The 22,446-nt window shown below is 65.8% G+C and carries 16 protein-coding genes and 1 tRNA gene; 10 read left to right on the top strand and 7 right to left on the bottom strand.

The genetic code is table 11. The annotated features are described in order from the left end of the window. The first annotated feature begins 117 nt into the window (after positions 1–117). On the top strand, positions 118–1,629 hold the full coding sequence (locus ABRP24_RS04480) for a histone-like nucleoid-structuring protein Lsr2 (RefSeq protein ID WP_349847469.1): 1,512 nt from the start codon (positions 118–120) through the stop codon (positions 1,627–1,629). A 59-nt stretch (positions 1,630–1,688) separates the two neighbouring features. Here ABRP24_RS04480 and ABRP24_RS04475 read toward each other — a convergent pair whose 3' ends face one another. Beyond that, on the bottom strand, positions 1,689–2,162 hold the full coding sequence (locus ABRP24_RS04475; RefSeq protein WP_232748983.1) for a hypothetical protein: 474 nt from the start codon (positions 2,160–2,162) through the stop codon (positions 1,689–1,691). A 322-nt stretch (positions 2,163–2,484) separates the two neighbouring features. On the opposite strand from ABRP24_RS04475, the gene ABRP24_RS04470 reads away from it, so the two are divergent. From ABRP24_RS04470 to ABRP24_RS04460, 3 genes are all read left to right on the top strand, one after another. After that, positions 2,485–2,631 carry a hypothetical protein gene (locus ABRP24_RS04470; RefSeq protein WP_349847471.1) on the top strand — a complete coding sequence of 49 codons (147 nt, stop codon included), beginning with the start codon at positions 2,485–2,487 and terminating at the stop codon, positions 2,629–2,631. 204 nt (positions 2,632–2,835) lie between these two features. Next, positions 2,836–3,309 (top strand): hypothetical protein, encoded by a 474-nt coding sequence (locus ABRP24_RS04465; protein ID WP_349847473.1) that lies wholly within the window; start codon positions 2,836–2,838, stop codon positions 3,307–3,309. After that, on the top strand, positions 3,306–4,253 hold the full coding sequence (locus ABRP24_RS04460) for a hypothetical protein (protein ID WP_349847474.1): 948 nt from the start codon (positions 3,306–3,308) through the stop codon (positions 4,251–4,253). Before ABRP24_RS04465 ends, ABRP24_RS04460 begins: the two co-directional genes overlap by 4 nt. A gap of 336 nt (positions 4,254–4,589) precedes the next feature. Here the strand turns inward: ABRP24_RS04460 and ABRP24_RS04455 are convergent, their stop codons facing one another. After that, on the bottom strand, positions 4,590–6,491 hold the full coding sequence (locus ABRP24_RS04455) for an ATP-binding protein (RefSeq protein ID WP_349847476.1): 1,902 nt from the start codon (positions 6,489–6,491) through the stop codon (positions 4,590–4,592). Between the two features lie 939 nt (positions 6,492–7,430). Here ABRP24_RS04455 and ABRP24_RS04450 point away from each other — a divergent pair. Further along, positions 7,431–8,186, top strand: coding sequence for a DUF4145 domain-containing protein (locus ABRP24_RS04450; RefSeq protein ID WP_349847478.1), 756 nt, complete (start codon positions 7,431–7,433; stop codon positions 8,184–8,186). Between the two features lie 345 nt (positions 8,187–8,531). Next, positions 8,532–12,083: an NACHT domain-containing protein gene (locus ABRP24_RS04445; RefSeq protein WP_349847479.1), complete on the top strand. Its 3,552-nt coding sequence runs from the start codon at positions 8,532–8,534 to the stop codon at positions 12,081–12,083. A 207-nt stretch (positions 12,084–12,290) separates the two neighbouring features. On the opposite strand, the gene ABRP24_RS04440 is transcribed toward ABRP24_RS04445, so the two are convergent. Together ABRP24_RS04440 and ABRP24_RS04435 are read right to left on the bottom strand one after the other, a co-directional pair. Beyond that, positions 12,291–16,115, bottom strand: a complete 3,825-nt coding sequence (locus tag ABRP24_RS04440; protein WP_349847481.1) for a hypothetical protein — start codon at positions 16,113–16,115, stop codon at positions 12,291–12,293. 719 nt (positions 16,116–16,834) lie between these two features. Next, a tRNA-Ser gene (locus tag ABRP24_RS04435) sits at positions 16,835–16,924 on the bottom strand. 143 nt (positions 16,925–17,067) lie between these two features. Here ABRP24_RS04435 and ABRP24_RS04430 point away from each other — a divergent pair. Both ABRP24_RS04430 and radA read left to right on the top strand, forming a co-directional pair. Then, positions 17,068–18,057, top strand: a complete 990-nt coding sequence (locus tag ABRP24_RS04430; protein WP_349847483.1) for an SGNH/GDSL hydrolase family protein — start codon at positions 17,068–17,070, stop codon at positions 18,055–18,057. Between the two features lie 10 nt (positions 18,058–18,067). Next, positions 18,068–19,429 carry a DNA repair protein RadA gene (gene radA / locus ABRP24_RS04425; RefSeq protein ID WP_349847485.1) on the top strand — a complete coding sequence of 454 codons (1,362 nt, stop codon included), beginning with the start codon at positions 18,068–18,070 and terminating at the stop codon, positions 19,427–19,429. 4 nt (positions 19,430–19,433) lie between these two features. On the opposite strand, the gene ABRP24_RS04420 is transcribed toward radA, so the two are convergent. Next, complete coding sequence (locus ABRP24_RS04420; RefSeq protein ID WP_017887661.1) at positions 19,434–19,817, bottom strand: SseB family protein; 384 nt, start codon at positions 19,815–19,817, stop codon at positions 19,434–19,436. 280 nt (positions 19,818–20,097) lie between these two features. Between ABRP24_RS04420 and ABRP24_RS04415 the strand changes: the two genes are divergently transcribed. Beyond that, the gene (locus tag ABRP24_RS04415) at positions 20,098–20,307 is read left to right on the top strand and encodes a cold-shock protein (protein WP_017887662.1); all 210 of its coding nucleotides are present in this window, start codon (positions 20,098–20,100) and stop codon (positions 20,305–20,307) included. A gap of 225 nt (positions 20,308–20,532) precedes the next feature. Here ABRP24_RS04415 and ABRP24_RS04410 read toward each other — a convergent pair whose 3' ends face one another. Both ABRP24_RS04410 and ABRP24_RS04405 read right to left on the bottom strand, forming a co-directional pair. After that, complete coding sequence (locus tag ABRP24_RS04410; protein ID WP_349847489.1) at positions 20,533–21,231, bottom strand: hypothetical protein; 699 nt, start codon at positions 21,229–21,231, stop codon at positions 20,533–20,535. A gap of 64 nt (positions 21,232–21,295) precedes the next feature. Continuing rightward, the gene (locus ABRP24_RS04405) at positions 21,296–21,838 is read right to left on the bottom strand and encodes an amino-acid N-acetyltransferase (protein ID WP_071245253.1); all 543 of its coding nucleotides are present in this window, start codon (positions 21,836–21,838) and stop codon (positions 21,296–21,298) included. 77 nt (positions 21,839–21,915) lie between these two features. Between ABRP24_RS04405 and ABRP24_RS04400 the strand changes: the two genes are divergently transcribed. Continuing rightward, positions 21,916–22,368: an SRPBCC family protein gene (locus tag ABRP24_RS04400; RefSeq protein ID WP_027467072.1), complete on the top strand. Its 453-nt coding sequence runs from the start codon at positions 21,916–21,918 to the stop codon at positions 22,366–22,368. Positions 22,369–22,446 lie beyond the last annotated feature (78 nt).

The raw sequence follows: 22,446 nt of genomic DNA, 5'->3' as shown, positions 1-22,446 counted from the left end.
CGAGCATCCGTCGCGGCGGGGTGGAAGAAGGCATCGGTGGGACTGTTCAACTGGCTGTTCGGACGTCGGGCGCACCCGGCCAAGCACCCGGTAGCGCCAGCGTCTGCACAGACGAGCGTGAGCGCCGGTGCGCCCGCGTTCGCAGTCGTCGACGTCGAGACGACCGGGCTGTCACCGCAGCGGGACCGCATCCTCGAGGTTGCGATCGTGCGGCTCGACGCAGCAGGCGCAGTCGTCGACGAATGGGTGACCCGAGTCGATCCTGAAGGACCGGTCGGGGCAACCCACATCCACGGCATCAGGCAGGCCGACGTCGTCGGTCAACCGCGTTTCGCTGACGTCGCCGGTACGGTCGTCGCGCGTCTCTCGGGGCTCGCCGTCGTTGCGCACAACGCCAAGTTCGACCTGGCATTCCTCCGGAACGAGTTGAAGAGCGCCGGCTGGGACGTGCCGTGGATCGCTGCGTACTGCACGCTCGATGCCAGCTACGCGTACCTGCCGGACATGGACCGGCGCCGACTCGCCGATTGCTGCTGGGCGGTCGGCGTCCGGCTCGACGACGCGCACTCTGCGCTCGGCGATGCGCGAGCCGCCGCGGGGCTGCTCGGTGCCTACGTCGGGCTGAACGGTGGTCCGGATCCGGTGCTGATCGAGGCGCAGGACCTCGCGAGGAGCACGCGGTGGCCGTCAGGTCCGTCTCGGTCGCCGTCGCGGTCTGCTTCGCCGTCTACCAAGGGGCCGCGCGTCGACGGGGCGTCCGTCGGCAGACGTCCTGCACGGACCGCCCCGCCACGTCCCACCGCTCCCCCGTTGCTCGAACAGCTCACCGCGATGTCCCTCCTCGAAGTACTCGAGGAAGGAGCACCCGTTGGGTCGACGGCGTACCTCGAGATGCTCTTCGACGCCCTCGAGGACGGCGACATCTCCGACGCTGAGTCAGTGGCCCTGCAGGAGCTGTGCGCCGAGTACGAGCTGTCCCCAGCAGACATCAGCGCGGCGCACGAAGCGTTCCTCCTCGCGCTGGCGCACCGGGCGGTCGACGACGGACGGGTGTCGCACGACGAGCGCCGTGAGCTGAGGACCATCGCCTCGCTCCTGGGCGTCGCGGAGACGAAGGTGAAGCGAGTCCTCGACCGCGCCGATGCCGCTCGTCATGCCCGGTTGAGCGCAGGCTTGGGCGTGCTGCCGACCCCATGGCCACACGGGGAACCGCTCCGCGTCGGGGACAAGGTCGTCTTCACCGGATGCGACGAACGGCAACGTGCGCGACTCGAGCAGCGATCCGAGGAGCTCGGCGTTCGTGTCGTCGGTGCAGTGTCCCGGCTGACCGCCATGCTGGTCACGGACGGGTCCTTCTCCGGCGGGAAGTTCGCCAAGGCGACCGAACTCGACACGCGTCGCGTGCACCCGGACACGTTCGAGGTGTTGTTGCGGCACCTCCAGCCCGCAGCGTCCAGCTCGGCGACGGCCACCGCGAAGGCCTTGCGCAGCCCGGTCTCGACATCCGAACCGCTGGATGCAGCGTCTCCGTCAGCTGTCCGAGCGTGGGCAGTCTCGGCCGGGCTCGAAGTGGGCGTCCGGGGTCGACTCCCGAAGCACGTCTTCGATGCCTACGCGGCAGCCCACTGAAGGGCCGACCACACCCCTTGTCGTGGTCTTTGACCTGGGCTCAGTTCCCCAACGGAAGATCAGACCTTCGACATCCGCACCGTCGCCGTCGTGCCGCTGATTGAAACTGGGAAGCTGATCTCGCCCTCGTCGAGGACGAACTCCTTCGTGTCGTCCGTCGAAGCCAGAAGCGCGCTGTCGGTCGCGGCCTTGTCCCGCGTCGACGTCCACGTGTAGGGGCTTTTACCGTCCTTCGGCGGCGTCAATGTCCCGACCCAGAAGAGGGACGTGGTGTCACCATTGTCGGTAACGAAATTCACGGTGATCGTGTTGGCTGTGATCGTGGCGGCCGTCCAGCCATCGGACCTTTTGGCGTTGTTCTGCTTCCAGTTACCGACGAGGTCCGGGACCGCCTCCGGTGTTGGCGACTCTGTGGGCATGCTCTTGGCGACAGCCGAGTCGGTGGTGTCGATGGCGGGGTTGGTCCGCCCGGCACCGCAGCCGGTCAGCGTCAGGACGGCAGCGAGGGCGAGAGGTGCGATGAACTTCTTCATGGTGGGCCCATAGTGACAGCTAGTGACCGTTGCTCAGCACTCCGAAAGCGGGACATGCGGCGATCCGCAGTGGCGAGGAATCGTCACCGTAGGATGCTCACCGTGCCTACACGTCTCGCAGTCGGTGCCGTTGCAGCCGGCGGGAGGCTGTCGGAGCTGATCGGTAACTACGACCACGAGACGGTGTCGTACTCGATAAAACAAGGGCGTCCGGTCGACCAACGTGCAGAACAACCGACGGCGGATCCTCGACACCTCGGAGCTCGCCGAGCTGCATTTTGGCCGTGCCATCCTCTGAGCGTCAGGTCTGCCGTCGTCGATGATGCGCACGGCACCCTGGTACGAAGGTGCGGACGCGGACAAGTTGAAGGCGTCAATTGCGGCGTACGAGGCTGGCGAGCAGGTCGAGCGGATCGCGTCGAAGTCCACTGCGACCGCCACGGTGCCCGCCGAGGGCAAGCCGTCCTGAACGCGTCGACGGTTCAGCCGCTCGAAGCGGACGACGGACGGTGAGCATGATCGCGGAGTGGGACGGACACGTAGAGGACGGGACTGTCACCGATCTGCAGGGTCGACAGCGCGACAAGTAGCGCCCGAAAGTGGCGGCGCCACTTCGATACTGGGCGGTGACCGTTAGGTCACGTCCGACCAATACCAAAGAAGGGGGAGCCGCATGGCACCGAAGCAATCAGCGACCGAGATCGAAGCGCGACGGCTCGCGCGCGGACGCGCGGCGGCATTCCGCGCGCGACAGGACGAGCTGGACAAGCTCGGCGAGGGGTTCTTCATCGCCCAGGCATCCATCGAGACGATTGAGGCGACGGCAGAGGTGGAGATTGAGAAGATCCGGACCCGCGCGGCCGAGCAGGTTGCCGACGCGCGGGAGAAGGCCAGCGTGGTGATGACCCGGATGCTCGCCACCGGGATCACCCGCGACGAAGTCGGTGCGCGGTTCGGCATCGCCGTCCGCGAAGTGCCGAGAGCGAAGGCCGGCAGGGCTGAGAGCGTGATCGACGACGGCGGAGCCGGCGCATCGGAGGAAACCGACGAACACTCTGGCATGCGTCAGCTCGTGTCGCATGACGTAGGCGGTGAGCAGCCTCGGGAGTTCGCCGAGGTTGGGCACACGGAAGGGGTCTACGCATGACGCACGGCGACCCCTGCGCGCGATCGGTGCTTACTCCGGTCCAGGACTGCAAGTGCGGAACCAACGGCGCCGGCGGCTGCGATAAGCGGCTGCACGGCGTCCCGCATTCGACGCGTCTGAATGCCTACAACGTGGACGCGTCGGACTGGAGCAAGCGAGCTGCGGCCGTCAGCGCAGCCGCGCGAAAGAAGGTCAACGAACGCCTACCGTCCGACATGCCTTCCAGGGCGGAAACGACCGCATGGCAGGTGGCGATGAGCGACTACATCGGTGCCCGCGTCACCGAAGGACTCATCGACGCGTGGGCGAACGAGGACGACCCGCTGACCGCGGTCAACGTGCTCCGTTCCATCGTGGGCGCGTCAACCGACGCGCTGGTGGAGTCCATCACCGAACACACCCGTTCACTCAGACCCGACGACGAGAACCAGTGGACGCAGTCCGCGAAGAATGAAGTGTCGGCCGTGTTCGCTCGCGAGCACCTTTTCTGCTCGCTCGTCGCGGACTTGCTGCAAGTGCACGACCTCGGCAAGGCTGAACTGACGGAACTGCTTGGCAACAAGATCGCGGACCAGGTCCTCGGTGTTGCCATCGTCGCGCTCGGGGGCGACGTCCCTCCAGCCATACGTGCTGGGATCCGCGCAGCGCTCCGCGCCGCGACGAGCGCGGCAATGACCGCCCTAGTCAGTGCAACCGCGGGCCCGCACACCATCACAGGGCTCCGGGTGACCGGAATCTGGCTGTGCCCGAACATCCCCGTTCACCCCGTAGACCCGGACGATCCGTTCGAGCCGGGCGTGAACCTCGTCGACGAGCACTGCGTGAAGAAGCTGAGCACGGAGATCCTGTCGAAGTGGGTAAAGCAGCTCGTCGACGGCTGGCTCGCGACCAAGCTCCCGACTGCAAATCAGGAACAGAAGATCATCGCTCGGGCGAGCACGTAACGCTCGGATGCCGCGGACGACGACGCGCGTCCCCTCCACGTGAGGGGCGCGCGTCGTTCGTCGGAGGGCTGATACAAGAGCGTCGGAGTGTCCGGGAGGACGCCCGTGAGCTCAAACTGGCCCAGCCCCATCCCTACCGTGGCTGCCGGCTCGCCTCCCTCGCCCTTCAAAACTTCCACAGCCGGCGAAGGCTCTCCGCGTCGCGGTCAGAGCACCGATCCAACCGCCTTGGCGCCGCGCACGTTCATGGGCTCGGCCCGGGTGACCAGCGGAAAAGCCGCCAATGTAGCGCTCCTATGTCAGCAATCGTGGGCAATGCCTGCTACGTGTGCTTCATCAGTCGGCCGCCATATTCGACAGTTCTTGCAACCATGACCGAATCTCCTCAGCGGCCCCTATGTCTTCGACGCGATCCGCCGTCATTTTTGAGTAAGCCTGGTCTGCAAGCTTACTCTTGACAGTCCGGGAATTAAGCGGCGGGCGCGTCTGATCAGCTGCAACAGCGCTAGATATGATTGCTGGTACGTCGTCCCTCTCTCCAAAGGCGACCTCGACACCGAGGACCTCCTTGATGACGTCGGGATGCAGATAGTTCTCTAATTCGCGCCGATCTGTGAGCCGAGCGGAGGACCCGTCGTTTCGAGCATTTACCTGATCAGCAACTTGCTGATATTTAGCCACGTCATTGTCGTACAGGTGGAACTCTGGACGCCCGAACCCCTGCAGATACCGCTTAGAGACCCACTGCTGAAGAGTACCTCCACCCAGCGGGACAAAAGCAAACCTTTTATCAACGCTCAGATCGATTAAGGTACCGTCCTCACGGTGCAGCGCGCGACTCAAGCCACATAGGCCAGCCACGTCGTGCGGCCCCTCAACGCAGACCAAGACACGAACACGGTCATCGGGCAAAATACCCAGCTCTTCAGCCATCGCATCCCACGACGTTGCGTCCGCAGCGTCGATTCGAGGACCCGCGCCCGGTGTCTTCGAGACAAATCGAAGGCTATCCGCTGGAAGGTGGCCAGCCAAGCCTGGGCTGTGGGTCGTGAGCAACACTTGGCAACCGTCAGCACGGGCCATTTCCCGGAACGCTTCGAGCAGCACTTTCTGATTCTTAGGATGCTGCGAAGTTTCGGGTTCTTCAACCGCGTAGATGACGCTTCGCTTCGAACCTTCCTCCATCTGACGCTGAGCTTCTGCTCGGAAGAAGCTGACCAGGATAAGCCGCCTAACTCCGCTGCCACGTTTGTTGATGGGGATTCCGTCAGCACCTTCAAGGGTGATACTGAAGAGGCTCGCCCAACGGGGATCACTCTTGAAGTCGGGCACGAGCCCGTCGGCAAGATTCGGGTCCAGCTCTCCAAGTGCAGCATGAGTCCGCGCTGCTAGCTCAATGGCCCGCTGACGGATCGTACCAACGACTTGCGCCAGCGCATCCTGCACGTCGGTTTCCGCAAGCGCTGAAGCGATGGCGAGTTTCATCGGGTCTTGCACTTCGTTATCGGAATCCCGACTGGCCCTATCTGATTGGAACAAGGCAAAGTGCGGCAGCATCGGCGCCAGCCGCTCCCAGATACGCTTGGAGTCCTCCTTCGAGACCGGCACCTCCTGCTCGATCGGCGCGAGTGACGATCTCGACCCCCAGAGCGCCTGACGCATAGCAGGATTATTCGACTTATTCACAGCCGCCAGCTGCTCAGCGGTTAGAAACTTCGACAAGCGGCTTTTCAGCGCGGAATTTGTTAAGAGAAGTAAATCTGATAACCCTTCGACAGAAGGGTGGTCACAGATTACGAACACCTCCTCCTTAGGCTTTCCGCCCGAACAGGTCCACCGCTTTTTGATTTTCAGCCGCCCATCCCCCGTCAATAGGTGCTCTTCTGTGAGGGAAGTCTCCGCCTGAGCATCCAGGACAAGAGTTTCGGGCAGGTCACTAAACGTACAGGTCACTTCAAATGCATCGGAGTCCGTCGACACGTTGAGGTCTCCAACCTCGGGCTTGATAAGATCGCTGCCAAAAAAAATGGCGAGAGCTTCCAACACGGTCGATTTACCTACATCGTTCCGCCCCACAATGGCGGTGAGGTTAGAAATAGCTACCTCTTGCTCATTCGTATAGCCTCGAAAGTTCTTGATCGCTACAACATCTAAAATCACTTGCTCCCCTTTGGTTGAGGATGAGCATATGTCAGCTGCGGCATGCGCATTGACACCCGTGTGGGGCACATGCGGCATGAGACGTCGAAGTTGCGTTGGGGTACACCCCAGCGCCACGGGCGCCGATGGCTGCGAACCTGTGGTTCTGCCCCCCTCCCCGAGCCGTCGCCACACATCTGCACGCTGATTTAGATCTTGCGCAGCGCGAAGCAGTGGTCAGCTCGATTTGGCCCACCACGGGCTTCTAGGTGCGAAACCTTGACCGGGCTGCCCGCTTGATCAGCGCACGGATCTGACTCCGACATGGGTCGGACAAACCTCGTCTGTGCATGCGCCCTAGCAAGCGGCACCGCAGCACGGGACGTCCTGAGCGAGATCTGCACCAAAGACGCACCACGGGCACTCCCAGAAACAAGGAAACCCCCGCGTGAACGGGGGTTTCCTGTGGCAGGCGATTCACACATCTCCCGGCATCCGCTTGCTGGCGCGGGTTTCCCGCTACCTATACTGTGCCGCTTTCCTCCGGCGACCCGCAGAATTTCCTCCGGGTGTGAGCAAACTGGCTGGTTAGAGGCGGTTTCGTGCGCCTCCGCAGTTGCCGCCTGACTATCGAGCGCAACCGCGGGTTGGAGCCGATGTTGACGGGCGCGATGCCACCAAACCAGAGATACGCGGCGGACCGCTTGGGTACCTATGGCCGAGTGATCGCGAAGCCTTGATGCGTTGCCCGACTGCCGGGTCCGCCGTGCCGCCCCAGACCGGTCTTCCGTCCGCCTCGTCTTCCGCCACGGCTGTCGCTGACAGGAACGCAGCCGTCCGAACGCGGAGCCTGTGATGACGTGCCCGACGAGGTCGTCCGTGAGTAGCAGACACTCTAACGTCGCGGCGAGGACCAGTTGCCCGGGATGGAGGAAGAAGGCGGGCGGCAGCAGTCACAGCCCCCCGACAATGCGCTCTCGACCCAGCAGTGCGGTGACGCGACACACCACCGGCGGAGGATGCCGCTACTGTCACAGCATGGGGACATGGGCTGCGGACTGGCTAGGGCCGATCACTAACGGCCACTGGCCGCGGGTGCAATGCCCAGCCTGCGAGAAAGGCTTTCTCACCCCGACCTCGGATAACATTGACGAACTACACGACGCTCAGTCCGCGCAGACCCTCCGGCTGTACGAAGCGGGACTCGACAGCGTGCACCATCTCTCCGGTGCATTCTCGAAGAAGTTCGTCTGCGAGTGGGACAACTGCAGACAGCAGTACGTTGTCGGCGGGAATTGGGAACTCAGCATCGACGACATCGACCCAGATCACGGTCCGCACTTCGTGAACAAGTACCGGATGCAGTTCATCCATCCCACAATCCCACTATTCAAACCCCCAAGTGACACCCCAATTGAAGTCGAAGACGCACTCCGCGAAGCGGCCGCCATCATCTGGATGAGCCCGAACGGCGCCGCGAACCATATGCGGCGCGCAGTCGAGGCGCTCCTCACCAGCCGAGGGGTCAAGCAACTCACCAACTTGCATGACCGCATCCGCCTGCTCGAGCAGACCTCTCCACGCGAGGCGTCAGTACTGCAAGCAACGAAAGTCATCGGCAACGCTGGCTCGCATGGTCAGAACGTCACCGTGAAAGACGCACTCGACGCAGCCGAATTCATCGAGCTCGCGCTCCGACTCTTCTACGACACTTCCGACCAAGATGTCCTCAACCGCGCCGCACGCATCGTTCGCACCAACCCGTTCAGGCACGCCCCTCCTCGGAGAGCATGACGAGACCACCTCGCGGAAGACGCGGCACATCCGGTAGCTGAACTAGGACCGGCTATGCACCTGGTCGATCCCTCGGATGCTTTCGCACGAGCAACTCGACGGTTGCAGGAGTTCCTCCGCCCCCTGCGCGCCGATCGCCGATTCACCTGACGCCTTGCGCCATGGCACTCCAGTGATCGCAAGCGACGGACGTTCGCCGCGCGGTGACCGGCCACGGAGCCTTCTCAACCCGTAGTGGCTGTGACGCACAACGTGTCGCCACGACGGCGCGCCGCTTAAAGTCGGACCGTGGCGGGAAGACATGGGGCACCAGGCGGCGCGGCGGACGACGCGCGACGAGCGGGCATGAACGGTGGCGCGTCCAACGAAGCCGGCGGTGAGCATCGCGCTGGTCTTGCCGCATACCTGGCGGCGATGGGCCTGACGGGCCGGAGCATGACCGAGGCGGACTCCGGGAAGGTTCCGACCGCCCTCGACTTCGAAACCAACGACCCGGTCGACGATCTGCGGTGCACGATGGAGGACAGGTCCCGCTGGTACATCCAAGCGAAACTCACCGGCAAGCTCGGCAAGCCGTTCGACGACACGATGCGCCAGTGGGCGCAGCAGCGCCTCGCTGACGGCGACGAACTCGTCATGGGTGTCGCCGTCCTCTCGAAAACACTCGAGGCGGCGCAAGCCGTCCTGGAGTACGACCGCACCTCCCGCGGCGTCAACCCGAACACCCACGCGCGTCAACAGCTCAAAACCGTCATGGACGTCGCCGGCAGCGTCGACGCGGCGCTGCCGAAGAAGATCCTCGCGCACGGCCGATTCTTCCGCTGCGACACCGGCGATGGCGGCACGGGACGCAGCATCGCGTCGGCGTGGCTTGAAGCCGTCACCGGCGCTGGGCACGGGACCGCGGCGTTCGACGCGCTCGTCCGCCGGTTCCAGCAAGCCGGCCGTCGGCAGGAGCGCACCGACGTCACTGACTGGGTCGCCGCGCTCGAGGCCGCCGGCCATCCGGTCACCGGCAGCCGCGACGGAACCTCCGCACAACGACAAGCGCTGCGTCAGCAGACCGTGAACGCATACCGCTCCGAGCTCACAGCCCGAACGGACCGTCTGGATCTGTCCTCACTCGTGCCGGGGGTGGGCGACATCACCGTGACGGACCTTCTGATGTCGTGGAAGCTGAATCGACCGCAGTTCCCGACCGAACAGCAGGTGTCCAGTGAGGATGTCGCGATCGTTGCCCGCCGACAGACGCGGCTGCTCATTGAGGGGCTGCCCGGGATGGGGAAAACGACGATGATGTCGCAGCTCGCCGCCTACTGGGCCGCGGACGCCGACGCGCCGCTGCCGGTGCCGGTTCGTTTCGGCTCCATCGCGCAGGCGATCACGGTCGCCGGAGATGTTTCCCTGGCTCTCCTCAGTCGGCTCGCCGCCGACCAGGTCAGCTCAGCTCAGCACGCCGATGTCATCGAAGCGATCACTGCGGCCGCGCTCGCAGGCCGAGTGGCATTCCTTATCGACGGGCTCGACGAGACGTACGGCAAGCTCGGCGCCGTGCTCAGCGGCCTGTCCCGCCTGATGGTGACGCTGCCGGACGCGACCGGCTGGGTGATCACTTCCCGACCCGCCGCAGCTCGAAACGTCGGAGACGCTCTCCGCTTTGAACGCACCGAGCTCCGCCACGACCGCGACTCCGGTTCGGCAGTACGGGCGATCCTTGAACACCAAGCCGGTGTGCAGAAGATCCCCGACGAGCAGCGAAACCGATGGATCCGGGAACGGTCGCATTGGCACGAGGAGCAGCCGTTCGGTCGGCGACGCGATTCGCTGCTGGCCACGCCAATGCACGTCGCCCTGCTGACGCTGCATGTCGCCCTGCACGACTCGGTACCGACGTCGCCGTTGAAGCTTCTGCCTCTGGCTCTCGAGGAGCGCGCCGCCGAACCCGACCCGTCTTCGACCGCCGGCGCCCCTCCCGGCGGTTGGGACCACGACTACCGGCCCGGCATGGCGTTGCAGGTCATCATCGCGGTCGGCCATCACCTTGCCGGACGGGACACCGACAGCCGGGAACACCTCACCAACATCGCAGCTGAATCGCTGCAGACATGGGGGTTCTCCTCGCCGGTGACCCGGAATGTCGCGAAGCAGCTGCTGTGGTTCTGGGACGAGCGAGCAGCGGTGCTGCACACCGACGGCGAGAGCATCCGAGCACGCTCCCGCCGTTGGATCGACGTGGCGGACGCGATGTGGCTCGCAGAGCACGCAGACGACGGCGACACCGTCCGCGACTGGGTCGGCGCACTCCTCGCAGTGGAGGGCAGCCGCGAAGCACTTGTTTTCGCAGCACACAGCGTTCCCGCCGTAGTTGACGCGCTCCTCGTCCGCGCGTCCGGCGACGTCGACAGTGTCCTCGCCGCGCAAGCGCTCATCGCATGGTCGGATGAGCAGATGGTCGACATCGACATTGACCTCGGTGCACGGCTACAGCAGGCGCTTTTCCACGCGATGGCGCACGCCCAGCCCGGCCCGTCCGGACGTCGGTGGAAGGCGCCGAACACCCTCCGGGCGGACGGTATCGCCCTCGCTGCGGCCGCGCTGCCAGTCTCGCCTGAAGCGCGCGCCGCACGAGAGGTGAGCCTGAGCGGTATCGGGTGGGATGACGACAGCCGAAGAGTGGTCGCTGGAATCACTGCGGTGGCCGACGCGCAGGCCGACGGCATCGCGCTCCTACCGCAGCCGGCGCGGGACCTGATGGCCACATTGGAGCTGCCGACCTCCAAGCCGACCACGTCGACGCGCAACCGTCGCACCGGTGTTCTGGAGATAGGTTCGTCCACCACCGAGCCCGTACCGGCAGGTCTCGGCATGTTCGCGCACATGGTCGCGCGGCTGCCCGTCGACCTCACCGAGGAGCAGGCGACATGGCTGTTCCTCGCCGCGGGACGGGGTCCGGCGAACACGTATTTCTCCATCGTCGGCGCGCTAGAAAGCCGCGGCTTCCGCAACCCGCGGCCGCTGATGACGACTGATATCTTCCGGGCGCTGGCCAACGCCGTCGCGCCGCTGGTTGCGCTCGACTGGCTTCTGGTCCCCCTGACGTCGGAGGGGAGTGTCTCATCGCCGCTCCCACCGTGGCGGATGCAAAATCTCGCCGACCTCACGCATGCACTGTTCGACACGGAGGTGGCTGCAACCGATAGCGCCCTTGTCGTCGTCGCGTCCGATGCCGAGCGGCGCGACTGGTTCGACTTGATGATGGCAGCAACAGGTCTTGATCCGGTCGAAGTCGTCCGCGAAGCGATGTACGCACGCAGTGCCGCCTTCGGAACGGAGGTGGGGCTCGCGTTCCTGCTCTGCCCGCGCGTCAATGCGCCGAGTGCGGACCCGACGAAGCTTTCGGAGGAACAGTGGGAACGTGTTGAGGCGCTGCTGTGCTCTCAGGTCGAGTGGATCGGCGATAGCGCGCTCGACCTGGTCCTCCGCGGGGGTCGTGCCGTGCGCTTCCCCTCCGACTCGGATGCGGTGGCTTCGCTCTCCCCCGCTGCTGCATTGAACTTCACAGTCGGCGCCCTGAACGCAGCACGAGACCTGCCGGCTGCCATCGCGGAACATCTCGCGAACAACAGGCCCGCGGTTCGACGTGGGGCCGCCCTTGTAGCACGGCAGATGCGGTCCGTGGACGGCGTCGCGGAACTCGTTCAGAAGTGCTGCGACGACGAAGACTGGAGTGTCCGCGTCGCTGCCGGCGCAACGCAGGTGCAGGCGGAGAGCGCGACTTACTGGTGCTGTCCGGAGTGCGAGTTTCAGAATTCGGGCATCGAAGCGTGGCCGTGCGGTGGATGTCGCCGGGACAGCCGCCCGGGCGTCCTCACTCGCCCCCGGAACCCGGCGTTTTGACTGAGCGCAGCCGGGGAGCCGATTTCCCGAACCAGCAGCGGGCAAGATGCGCGCACGGCGGAGATCTTCCGGATACGCATTGCCCATGGCGCACATCCTTCCAGCAGGAGCCGATACCCCTACTTACCTGGAGTCCACCGAACCTGCAGCAGTCCCGCGCGTCTAGCGACCCACGTCCGACGGTTGAATCGCACCGGTCGGACCGTCTCACCCAGCGCCACCGTCGTCGTCGAACTCGCCGTCGTCTTCGTTGTTTATGTCGTCGATGCGTGCCTGCATGATTCGGACTGCCGTCTCGAGCAATTCACGAAGTTCTTGGTTCGGTTCGTCGGCGGCGCCCGCAACGGCTGCGTGCAGTGCACGGTTCAGCTCCGGGGACCCTCCTGAACCCCATGACCAATGCGTCGGTGTAGAGCCCTGGGAGACAAGTGCGCGGCGGTGGTCATCGCCTGAGACACGGCCGCCGTGTTCAAGGATGAACCGTGCAAGGTCTGGCTGGTACGACGACCATGCGCTCACCGCCGTCAACATCTCCGCCAGCCTGTCGATGATGGAACTGTCCGCGGCAGCGGCGACATGCTCGAGCGCGTCCGCGACCGCTCGCGGCATCGGTTCGCCGATGGCTGCGACGGTCGCAACGTCTAACCGCGGATTGGGCTGGGTGGATGCCTCGTTGAGGAGCCATGCGGCGACGCTGTCTGCGCGGGCGGCGAACAACGCCGTGATGTCCGGCGAGTAGAACTCGTCGCGGGGACGGTTCAAAAAAGTGAGTACCGCGTTCGGATCAGCCGAGGCGGCCGCTTTCAGCACGCGTGGGAGAGCTGCCGCAGACGCAGTCATCCGGTCTGCCAGGTCAAAAAGTGCTGGCACATCATCGCTTGCCACAGGAGGAGCCGTGTCGTCGTCGCTGTAGCCGAACCCGGAACGGTCCAAGACGACGTCGATAGTCCACGCTGATGCGTCACCAGCGACGAGCTCGTCACGAACCTGCGACCATGTCGCGGTGCGGTCGTACGCGACCAGGAATGACTCCCGGACTCTGTTAACCGCGTCACCACGGCCGAGCCGGAGCAGCGTGGCCGAAGCGGGTCGATCGTTTCGCCATCCCTCGTGGCTGGCGGCGATGCCGAATGCGCGGCGCACTTCTGGCCTTAGGGACGCGAAGCTCTCGGTGGCAGTGATGATAGCCTCATCGGTCACGTCGGCGAGCAACGATGGGAGGAGGTCATCGAGCGGGCCAGGCTCCTGACCGACAATCGCTGATGTGACCGCGGGAACGAGTTCCGGTGCGGTGCGGCGGAGCGTGATGGCAATGGCGTTCAGCTTCCAGATCTGCTGCTTACTGACCGCGGCCACCTCTCGCGCTTGCGTGTCGAGGAAGTGGAAGCCGGCCGCGGTGTAGCCGTCGGGCCAGATCGAGCGGATCGCATCCGCAGCCAGAGCATCCAAGCGCTCCAGCCGACTACCTGTTGTGCCGCTTTCCAACCGCAGGTGGGATGTGATCGTGGTGCCCCCGATGAGGAAGTCAGCAAGGTCATCTTCGGGCCGCGCGTCAAGCTCGCGGATGAGGTTCAGCGCCGTCGCCCGCACTGATTGCGAAAGTGCGTGAGTCGCCGACCAGTCGGTGGCGTTTCGAACCGAACGGCGCACCGCTGCAGTGTCGGCACGCTCTGCGAAGAACCGGAGCGATGTCAAGGTCTTGAGGTCCTCCGCCTCCCAATGGAGGACGTTCTCGGTCGTCGCAACGGCGCCGAAGCCTGGCTGGGGAGGCTGAAGTGCGTGCTTGAGCAGCTCGACGCTGTCCCCCGCCAATTGAAGGTTCGACTCGAGGAGCGCCCGGATCCGGGCTCGGATCGATGCCGTCCGGCCCGGTGACACGATCACCGGTTCGAAAGTCAGCGTCCGATGGTCGGTCATCGTCCGACGAGTGGTGTTCTTCGCCATCAACGGCACAAGCAGCAGGACCGGTGAAGGCTCTTCACTGATCCAGCGTTCTACGGCATCGATGAGGTGCTTCGGAGCGTCCGCGCTGGGTAGCGCTGAGTAGTCAGCGAAACGTTCACGGATGAGCCGGAGCGGGTGGCCAGGGGTCGGATTCTCTTTCCGGACGTCGCGGCGCCCCAGCTGGCGGAGCGCTTCCAGGACGCGTGGGATGAGATCCGGTGCGTGCACGCCGACGTCTGCGTACAGGGAGGAGAGGCGGTATTCCACGCCCTCTCGCCCGAACCAGAGCCGTGGCCTGGCCCTCAGATCGGAGTCGTCGATAACATCAAGTCGGGCGAGCACGACGTCGAGTACGTCGATGAACTGCGTTGGCTGCGTAACGGCGAGCTGCGCGCCATCGACGAGGATACCCAACAAGTCGGCATGGTCCATCTTCTGTACCCGACCGAGCACATCGCTCCACAAGTCGTCGATGACGCCCGGATTGCCGTGGATTTGCAGCCGACGGTCCAGCGAGCCAAGGTTCGCCAGGAGCGCGCCAAAGTGGGTGTTCGCAAAGTTGGTCCACAGGTCCCGGACGAAGCCGGTGTCCTGGCGGGCAATAATTGCTTCGCGTTCAAGGATCTGGTCAGCGAGCAGTTCCGTGACAACTCGGACGGTGGGTTCTCCTGCTGTCAGACCGCGTTCGTCCAGCGCAGCGCGAACGATCAAGCATTCCCGGACGCTCCAACCCGTCATGGCTCGCAGCTGACGAGTCGTGGCTGCATCGTCGAAGTTCATCGACCCAAGCGCAGCGATGATCGCATATAGCGTCGGCGCGGCTTGGCCAGGTGCGCCGGGAACATCGTCGAGTGTTTCGATCCCGAACCGCTTGAGGATCTCGGTGCGCAGATCGTCGTTGAGCTGCAGACTGTCGGTCAGGACTCCTTCGCGCACCAAGCCAATCGCAATGACAGCCACTGCAGGCGTGTCAGCTGCGAGTTGCGCGAGCTGCTCCGTGAACTGGTACTGCAGCGACAGTCCGGTGGCGAGGCTCGCGACAAGTCTCCGGGCAGCGTTGATACTCCACCGGTCTGTGCGTACCGTCCCCGTTCGATGTGCCGCAATGCCCACGGTGACAAGTTGGCGGCGCAATTCTTCAACTGCAGGGTCTCGCGAACCCAAGAGGAGGCGCGTACCGGGATTTGCGACGACGTGTTGCAAGAGCAGCGTTAGAGCGGCGGTGCGCAGGTGAGCGTCGTCAACGACGATGACCGATGGCAGAAGGGGAAGCTCATCGAGCGCAACACGATCGAGGGCGACACCGGCACCAAGCCACACCACCGGCACATCGGGTCGCCGCTCTTCGAACGTCTCTGCTGCCTCTTCGATAAGGCGGGTCTTGCCGGTGCCGCCGGGGCCGTGGACGATGATGGCGGGTGGTCCGTCGGTGCCGTTCTGCAGCATCCGAAGGATCTGCTTCCGCTGCGACTTCACGCCGATGTAGGCACCGTTGTCGTTGAGGAGCTGCCCCTCTCGGGATCGGCTTTTTCGCACAGCTTTCGTGCTGATGAACGCATCGGTTGGTAGGTCGCGCAGTATCCTTCGACGGATCTCCGGCGACCACGTATTGTCGAGTACTTCTCGGCGCTGGTGTAGCGGCAGATCGTTGAGGAGTTGGCGGAGATCTTTCGCGTCCCAGAGGTCCCATCCCGGGTGCTCCCGAACCGCTTCACGCGTTGGTGCTGACGCGACACCTGAGTAGACCAGGACGTACTCGTCCGCGGGGTACGTTGCTGCGGTCACGATGCTGTCGATATCCCCGGGAAGGAGCCGGCCCCAGCGTTTGCATTGAAACGCGACTTCGGTGCCGGTGTCCCACGCTCCAGCGAGGTCGATGCCGTGCTGCGGGTCGCCGCGTCGACCCCAGAGGGTGATCCTGGCGATCCGCCGGGAAACGGTGGGGAATGCGTGGCGATGCGCGACGAGCAGCCGCTCGGTGAAGGCTTCGAAGTCGGCTTCGTGGAGCGCCGCTGTGGGGAGCACGTCAGGTGTCCAATCGAGAAGGTCGGCAGCCTCCGCCAGCGGGTCGGGGTCGGGGTCGGTCACAGCATCATCATGGGCCATTCCTCGCGACGGTGTGCGCTTCGCACCATGTGCCCGTCCTAATGTGCCGGACGTTCATCTGGTGAATGACATCGGAGCACTCTGAGGCCACCTTCTAGTGCGCAAGGAGCTACCTACCGGTTCCTCCCTCACCACCCTCGACGTCGCCCTGGTGACCCATCCAATTCACTCGGCGAGCTTCAAGCAGTCGACCCGGCGGAGCGATTCGCCTCAGCAGCAGAGTTCGACTCCGCTATTGCGTACCGGAATTTTGGGGCGCGGGAGTGGCGCCGGGTTCAGACGGAGGACGGCCACCTCGCTTGCTTCCTCGGTGAGGGGGCTGGCCGGCCCATCCGAGTCTGTGCGTCTCCCGCTGGCCGGAAGGTCGCAATCGATGCCAGGTACTCGGACTCCGGCCGGAAGCTCCACGCAGCGGGCCGCACCGTGCCCGAGCGGGCTATGAGCGCCTCGCTCCGAGCGGTGATGGTCGCCTGCAGCTCGTCGCGCCGATAGGAGCACGCGCCGACTCGGCTTACCCGGCTAGCCGCTCCGGGGCGAGGCGCGGCTTTAGGGGATGGCAGCTGGACAGCAACGACCGCCGCATCAGTTAGATGCAGGCAGTGGCCCGAAACGTGGCGAAGGCCCCCAGGGCATCCCTGAGGGCCTTCGCCGGGCTTCACGAGTTCCGTGAATCTCTTCACCGAGTTCCGTGAATCGCCCTGTGGCGGTACCGGTGGGATTTGAACCCACGGTGGAGTTGCCCCCACACATGTTTTCGAGACATGATCCTTCGGCCGCTCGGACACGGTACCGGGAAAGAGTTTACACGATCCGGGAGGCCCGTGATGACACCCCGGGTCGGCTCCCCCTCCACAGGCGGTCACCTGCAGGGCTCTCCCCACACCCACAGGTCCTCCTCGTCTCCGGCAAGACCGGCGGGCGTACCGTCCACGGCATGAGATCCCGCACGCTCATCGCACTCCTCACCTCCGTCGTCGGCAGCCTCGGCGTCGTCGGTGCCGCAGCCGTCGGTGCCCGCGCCGGCGTGAAGGGCCAACGGGCAGCGGCGCAGAGGGTCGTCGACATGCTCCCGATCCACGCCGACTGGTGGCGCGAACGACAGCAGCACGAGGGGCAGCTGCTCTACGTCGCGATCGGTGACTCGGCAGCGCAGGGCGTCGGTGCGACCGCACCCGGGCGTGGCTACGTGGGGCTGCTCGCACGGCGCATCCGGCACCGTTCCCACATGTCGGTGCGGGTGGTGAACCTCAGCGTCTCCGGTTCGACCACGTGGGGCGCGAAGCGTGATCAGCTGCCGAAGCTCCGGCACTACGCGCCCGACGTCTGCACGGTGTCGATCGGGGCGAACGACATCGCCGACTTCGACCCGGACAAGTTCGAGCGGAACATCCGGGCGATCTACGGCGCGGTGCCGTCGCACGCCGTGGTGGCCGAACTGCCGTGCATGTTCGTGCCGGACCGGGAGCGCAAGGTGGCGGTGGCGAACGAGATCGTGCACCGGGTGGCCGGCGAGTTCGGGCTGACGGTGGCGCCGCTGCACACCATCACGAAGCGCGTCGGGGTCCGCCGCACCTTCTTCAACAGCTACGGCGACCTGTTCCACCCGAACGACCGCGGCTACGAGGTCTGGGCGAGCGCGTTCGAACCCGCGGTCGACGCCCGGGTCGACACGGTGGCGGCGATCCGGCACTACCTGTCCGTGCGTGAGGCCGAGAACCTCGGTCGCGAAGCCGGGGCGGTGGCGAACGCCCGCGCCGAGCAGGACACCGACGGTGCCGAGGCACTCGACCACGCCTCGCGCCAGGTTCCGGGGCCGGTCGAGCGCCTGCGCCACCGGATGACCGGGTCGATCGCGGTGCCCGACGAACGAGACCAGTCGGACGAGCCGGACGATCGCGCCGGTGATGTCGGCCGTACGGCCTAGCCTCGACGACATGGCGCGCCCGCAGTCCCTCTACCGTTGCACCGAGTGCGGCTGGACCAGCATCAAGTGGGTCGGCCGGTGCGGTGAGTGCCAGACCTGGGGCACCGTCGAGGACAGCTCTGCGGCGTCAGCGAGCACCCGGGGTACGTCGGCGGTCGCCGTCACCGGCGCCCGGGCCGCGCGACCGATCACCGAAGCCCGCGGCACCTCCGTGCAGCGCTGGCAGACCGGCATCGGCGAGTTCGACCGCGTCCTCGGCGGCGGCGTGGTGCCGGGTGCCGCGGTCCTGCTGAGCGGCGAGCCCGGCGTCGGCAAGTCGACCCTGCTGCTCGAGGTCGCCTCCCGAGCCGCAGCCTCGGGCAAGCGCGTCCTCTACGTCAGCGCCGAAGAGTCCGTCGACCAGGTCCGACTCCGCGCCGAACGCACCGGGGCGATGCACGACGACCTGTACCTGGCGAGCGAGGTCGACCTCGGCGTGATCATCGGCCAGATCGACCAGGTCCAGCCCGACCTGCTCATCGCCGACTCCGTGCAGACCATCTCGTCGAGCTCGATCGACGGCATCGCGGGTGGCACGTCCCAGGTGCGCGAGGTCGCCTCGACCCTGATCCGCATCGCGAAGGACCGCGCCCTGCCCGTCCTCATCGTCGGCCACGTCACGAAGGACGGCACGATCGCCGGCCCGCGGCTCCTGGAGCACCTGGTCGACGTCGTCTGCCACTTCGAGGGCGACCGGCAGACCGCGCTGCGCTTCGTCCGGGCGCTCAAGAACCGCTTCGGCCCCACCGACGAGGTCGGGTGCTTCGACATGGGTGGCGACGGCATCCACGAGGTCCCGGACCCGAGCGGCCTCTTCATGTCGAAGAACGCCACCCCGGTGTCCGGCACGTGCGTCACCGTCGCACTCGAGGGGCGCCGAGCGCTGCCGGTCGAGGTGCAGGCCCTCATCGTCCCGAGCTCGGCGCCGCAGCCACGCCGGGTCGTGAACGGTGTCGACGCCTCACGCGTGGCGATGCTGCTCGCGGTGCTCGAACGCCGCGCCGGCCTCAAGCTGTCCGATGCCGACGTCTACGTGTCCACGGTGGGCGGCATGAAGCTCACGGAGCCCGGCGCCGACCTGGCGATCGCACTGGCCCTCGCGAGCGCCGCACGAGACCGTCCGTACCCGCACACGCTCGCAGCCGTCGGCGAGATCAGCCTCGCCGGCGAGATCCGTCCGGCCACGGGCACGAAGCAGCGCGTGAACGAGGCCACCCGCCTCGGGTTCACGACGGTGCTCGGCTCGGACTCCGGGCACCTGCGCGAAGCCCTGCGTGCGGCGTTCTCGATGACGCAGTCGCCGCGCGAACGCGAGCTCGACCGCGCGTTCTGAGGCGCTACGCGCGCAAAGCGGCCAGCAGGTCCGCCGGCGCGGCCTGCATGGTGTGCGGACCGGCGATGTCGAAGAACACGCCCTCGAGCATGTCGAGGTGGGCGGCCAGGAACTCCTCGAGCCGCGGCCCGTCGTAGACCATGACCTGCCGGATCTTCTCGTCCGGCACCATCGCCGTGTAGGCGTCCGCCGACGAGAACAGCAGCAGGATGCGCTTGTCCGACCCCTCACGGCCGAACACCCGCACCTGCATGTCCTTCTTGCCGGTGACGAGCCGGGGGACGATCACGATGTCGTGGCGGAGCGCGAACGCCACCGCAGCGACGTCCTGCTTCGCGAGGGCTTCCTCGAGCTGTTCGCTCCGGAAGCGCTGTTCCTTGTCTGCCATCAGCTCAATTCCACCAGATTTTCGTCGTTCCGTGACGCACGGGTAGCCAGTCGGCCCAGAGCACGCTAGCCTGATGGAACCGCTTCGGCGGCGCTCAACGTCCGGGCGAGGTGGTTTGCCCCTCAACCCGGGCCCCAGGGTCACTGGCCGACAGGCCTGACCCCGAACCCGTCCCGCCGGCACCTGCCCGCGTGGCGCATTACCCCCGTCGACGTACGTCGGGGTCTCCGTCGGTGCATCTGCACCTTGGCGGAAGCAAGAAAGCTAAGGAAACGCCATCATGGCATCTACCGGTACCGTCAAGTGGTTCAACAACGAAAAGGGCTTCGGCTTCATCGCCCCGGACGACGGCAGCGCTGACGTCTTCGCGCACTTCTCTGCGATTGCTGGCAACGGCTACAAGTCGCTCGAGGAGAACCAGAAGGTGGAGTTCGACATCACCGAGGGCCGCAAGGGCCCGCAGGCGGAGAACATCACCGTCCTCGGCTGATCACATCAGCTTGAACAGGCCCCGTCGTCTTCGGACGACGGGGCCTGTTGCTGTTCCCGGCGCCCTGCTCGGCATCTCGCACAACCAAAGCCACGCCGAACCACGCGAGCGCCTGGCGCGAATGCACTTCGGTTGTGCGGAACGGATCGGAACCGCGTACCGCGTACCGCGTACCGCGAACCGCGAACCGCGTACCGCGAACCGCGAACCAGCCGCCGCCGCCGCCTACTGCAGGATGAACTGCACCGAGCTCTTCGACTCGAGATTCCCGACGGCGACCTGCAGGTGGTAGCTCGCCCCTCCAGCGGTGACCGCCGGCCGTGACGAGTCACACGTCGACGTGGACGAGCGGGTGCGGTCCCAGGCGATCGCCGGGGTCGTGAGCGTCTGACCGGACTTGATCGTGACGTCCTGGTTCGTGCCGCCGGTCTGGCAGTCCTTCGACGACCAGTACTGCTCCTGGCCGGAGCTGATCGTCAGCACCTGCTGCGCCGATCCGAGGTCCAGGTGGCAGGAGTTCGTGCCGGAGTTCTTGATCGACATCGCGATCTTCGGGTCCTCGGTGGGGCCGTAGGCCGACTTGTCGAGCACGGGGGTCAGGACGATCTGGTCCTTCGTGCAGGTCGAGCCGTCGGCGGCAGCGGGCTTCGACGCAGAAGCCGAGGCGGAAGCCGACGGCTTCGGCGCAGCGGACCGCGAGGACCCGGAACCGGCCGCAGACCCGTCGGACGATGTACCGGCAGCAGACCCTGCACCAGCAGAGGCCGACGCGCTCGGCGCCGCCGACGTGGCCCCGCTCCCCCGCCCGACGACGATGAGCACCACCACCAGGACGACGACCAGCAGCGCCCCGAGCACGAGCGCCCGGCGGCGCCAGTAGACGACCGGCTTCTCGGGCCCGACGGGGTGACGCAACGACGACATGCGCACAGGGTAGACAACGGCGCGTGCCGCACCCGGCCACCCCGCCGGGCGGCACGGGAAAGCGTCAGAGGTTCTTCAGCATGCGGGTGTTGCCGAGGGTGTTCGGCTTGACCCGGGCGAGGTCGAGGAACTCTGCGACCCCTTCGTCCGACGAGCGGACGAGTTCGGCGTAGACGTCCGGTGAGACGACGCTCTCGCCGATCTCCAGGTACCCGTGCTTCGCGAAGAAGTCGACCTCGAAGGTCAGGCAGAAGATCCGGGCGACGCCGAGTTCGCGGGCGTCGTGCTCGAGCGCCTCGAGCATCCGGTGCCCGACGCGCTTGTGGATCCACTGCTCGTCGAGGGCGAGGGTGCGCACCTCGGCGATGTCGTCCCAGAAGACGGCGAGCGCGCCGCACCCGATGGGAGTGCCGTCGGGCCCTTCGGCGATCCGGAACTGCTGGATCGAGCCGTACAGGGCGACGTTCTCCTTGCCGAGCAGGATGCGCCGGTCGACGTAGGGGGCGATGAGCCGCTGGATGTGCGGGACGTCCGAGGCGAGCGCCGGACGCACGAGGATCCCGTGGTCGTCGCGCTCGTGGAACGCGTGCTTGCCGTGCTCTGTCATCCGCCTCACACTACCGGGGTCGCAGGGGGACAGCGCTGCTGAGTGCCGCCCAGGTCGATCGGCCTACCGTCCGGTGCATGCCTCAGATCATCGAAACCGTCGACGTCAACGTCCCCGTCCGCCAGGCCTACGACCAGTGGACCCGTTTCGAGGAGTTCCCGCACTTCCTCGACGAGGTCGAGAAGATCGTCCAGGTCGACGACAAGACCACCGACTGGACCGTGAAGATCGCCGGCCAGGAGCGCGAGTTCCGGGCCCTCATCACGGAGCAGCACCCCGACGAGCGTGTCGCGTGGACCGTGAAGGACGGCGAGACCGACCACGCCGGTGTCGTCACCTTCCACAAGCTCTCCGACGCCGAGACCCGCGTCACCGTGCAGATCGACTGGGAGCCCTCCGGCATCCTCGAGAAGCTCGGCTCCGCCGTGGGCGTCGGCGGCCACGCCGTCAAGAAGGACCTGCAGAACTACAAGGAGCGCGTCGAGAACGCACCGACCCAGCCGGGCTGGCGCGGCGACGTGCAGGCGTAGTCCGCACCACACGACGGACGGGAGGCGCGGTGCCAGCTGGCACCGCGCCTCCCGTTCGTTCGTCCCCCGTTCGGCATC

The sequence above is a fragment of the Curtobacterium sp. WHRI 8282 genome (assembly GCF_040223925.2).
GTDB classification, from domain to species: domain Bacteria; phylum Actinomycetota; class Actinomycetes; order Actinomycetales; family Microbacteriaceae; genus Curtobacterium; species Curtobacterium flaccumfaciens.
Note: the sequence above shows the minus strand (reverse complement) of the source record. Positions and strands in the feature narration are given on the sequence as shown.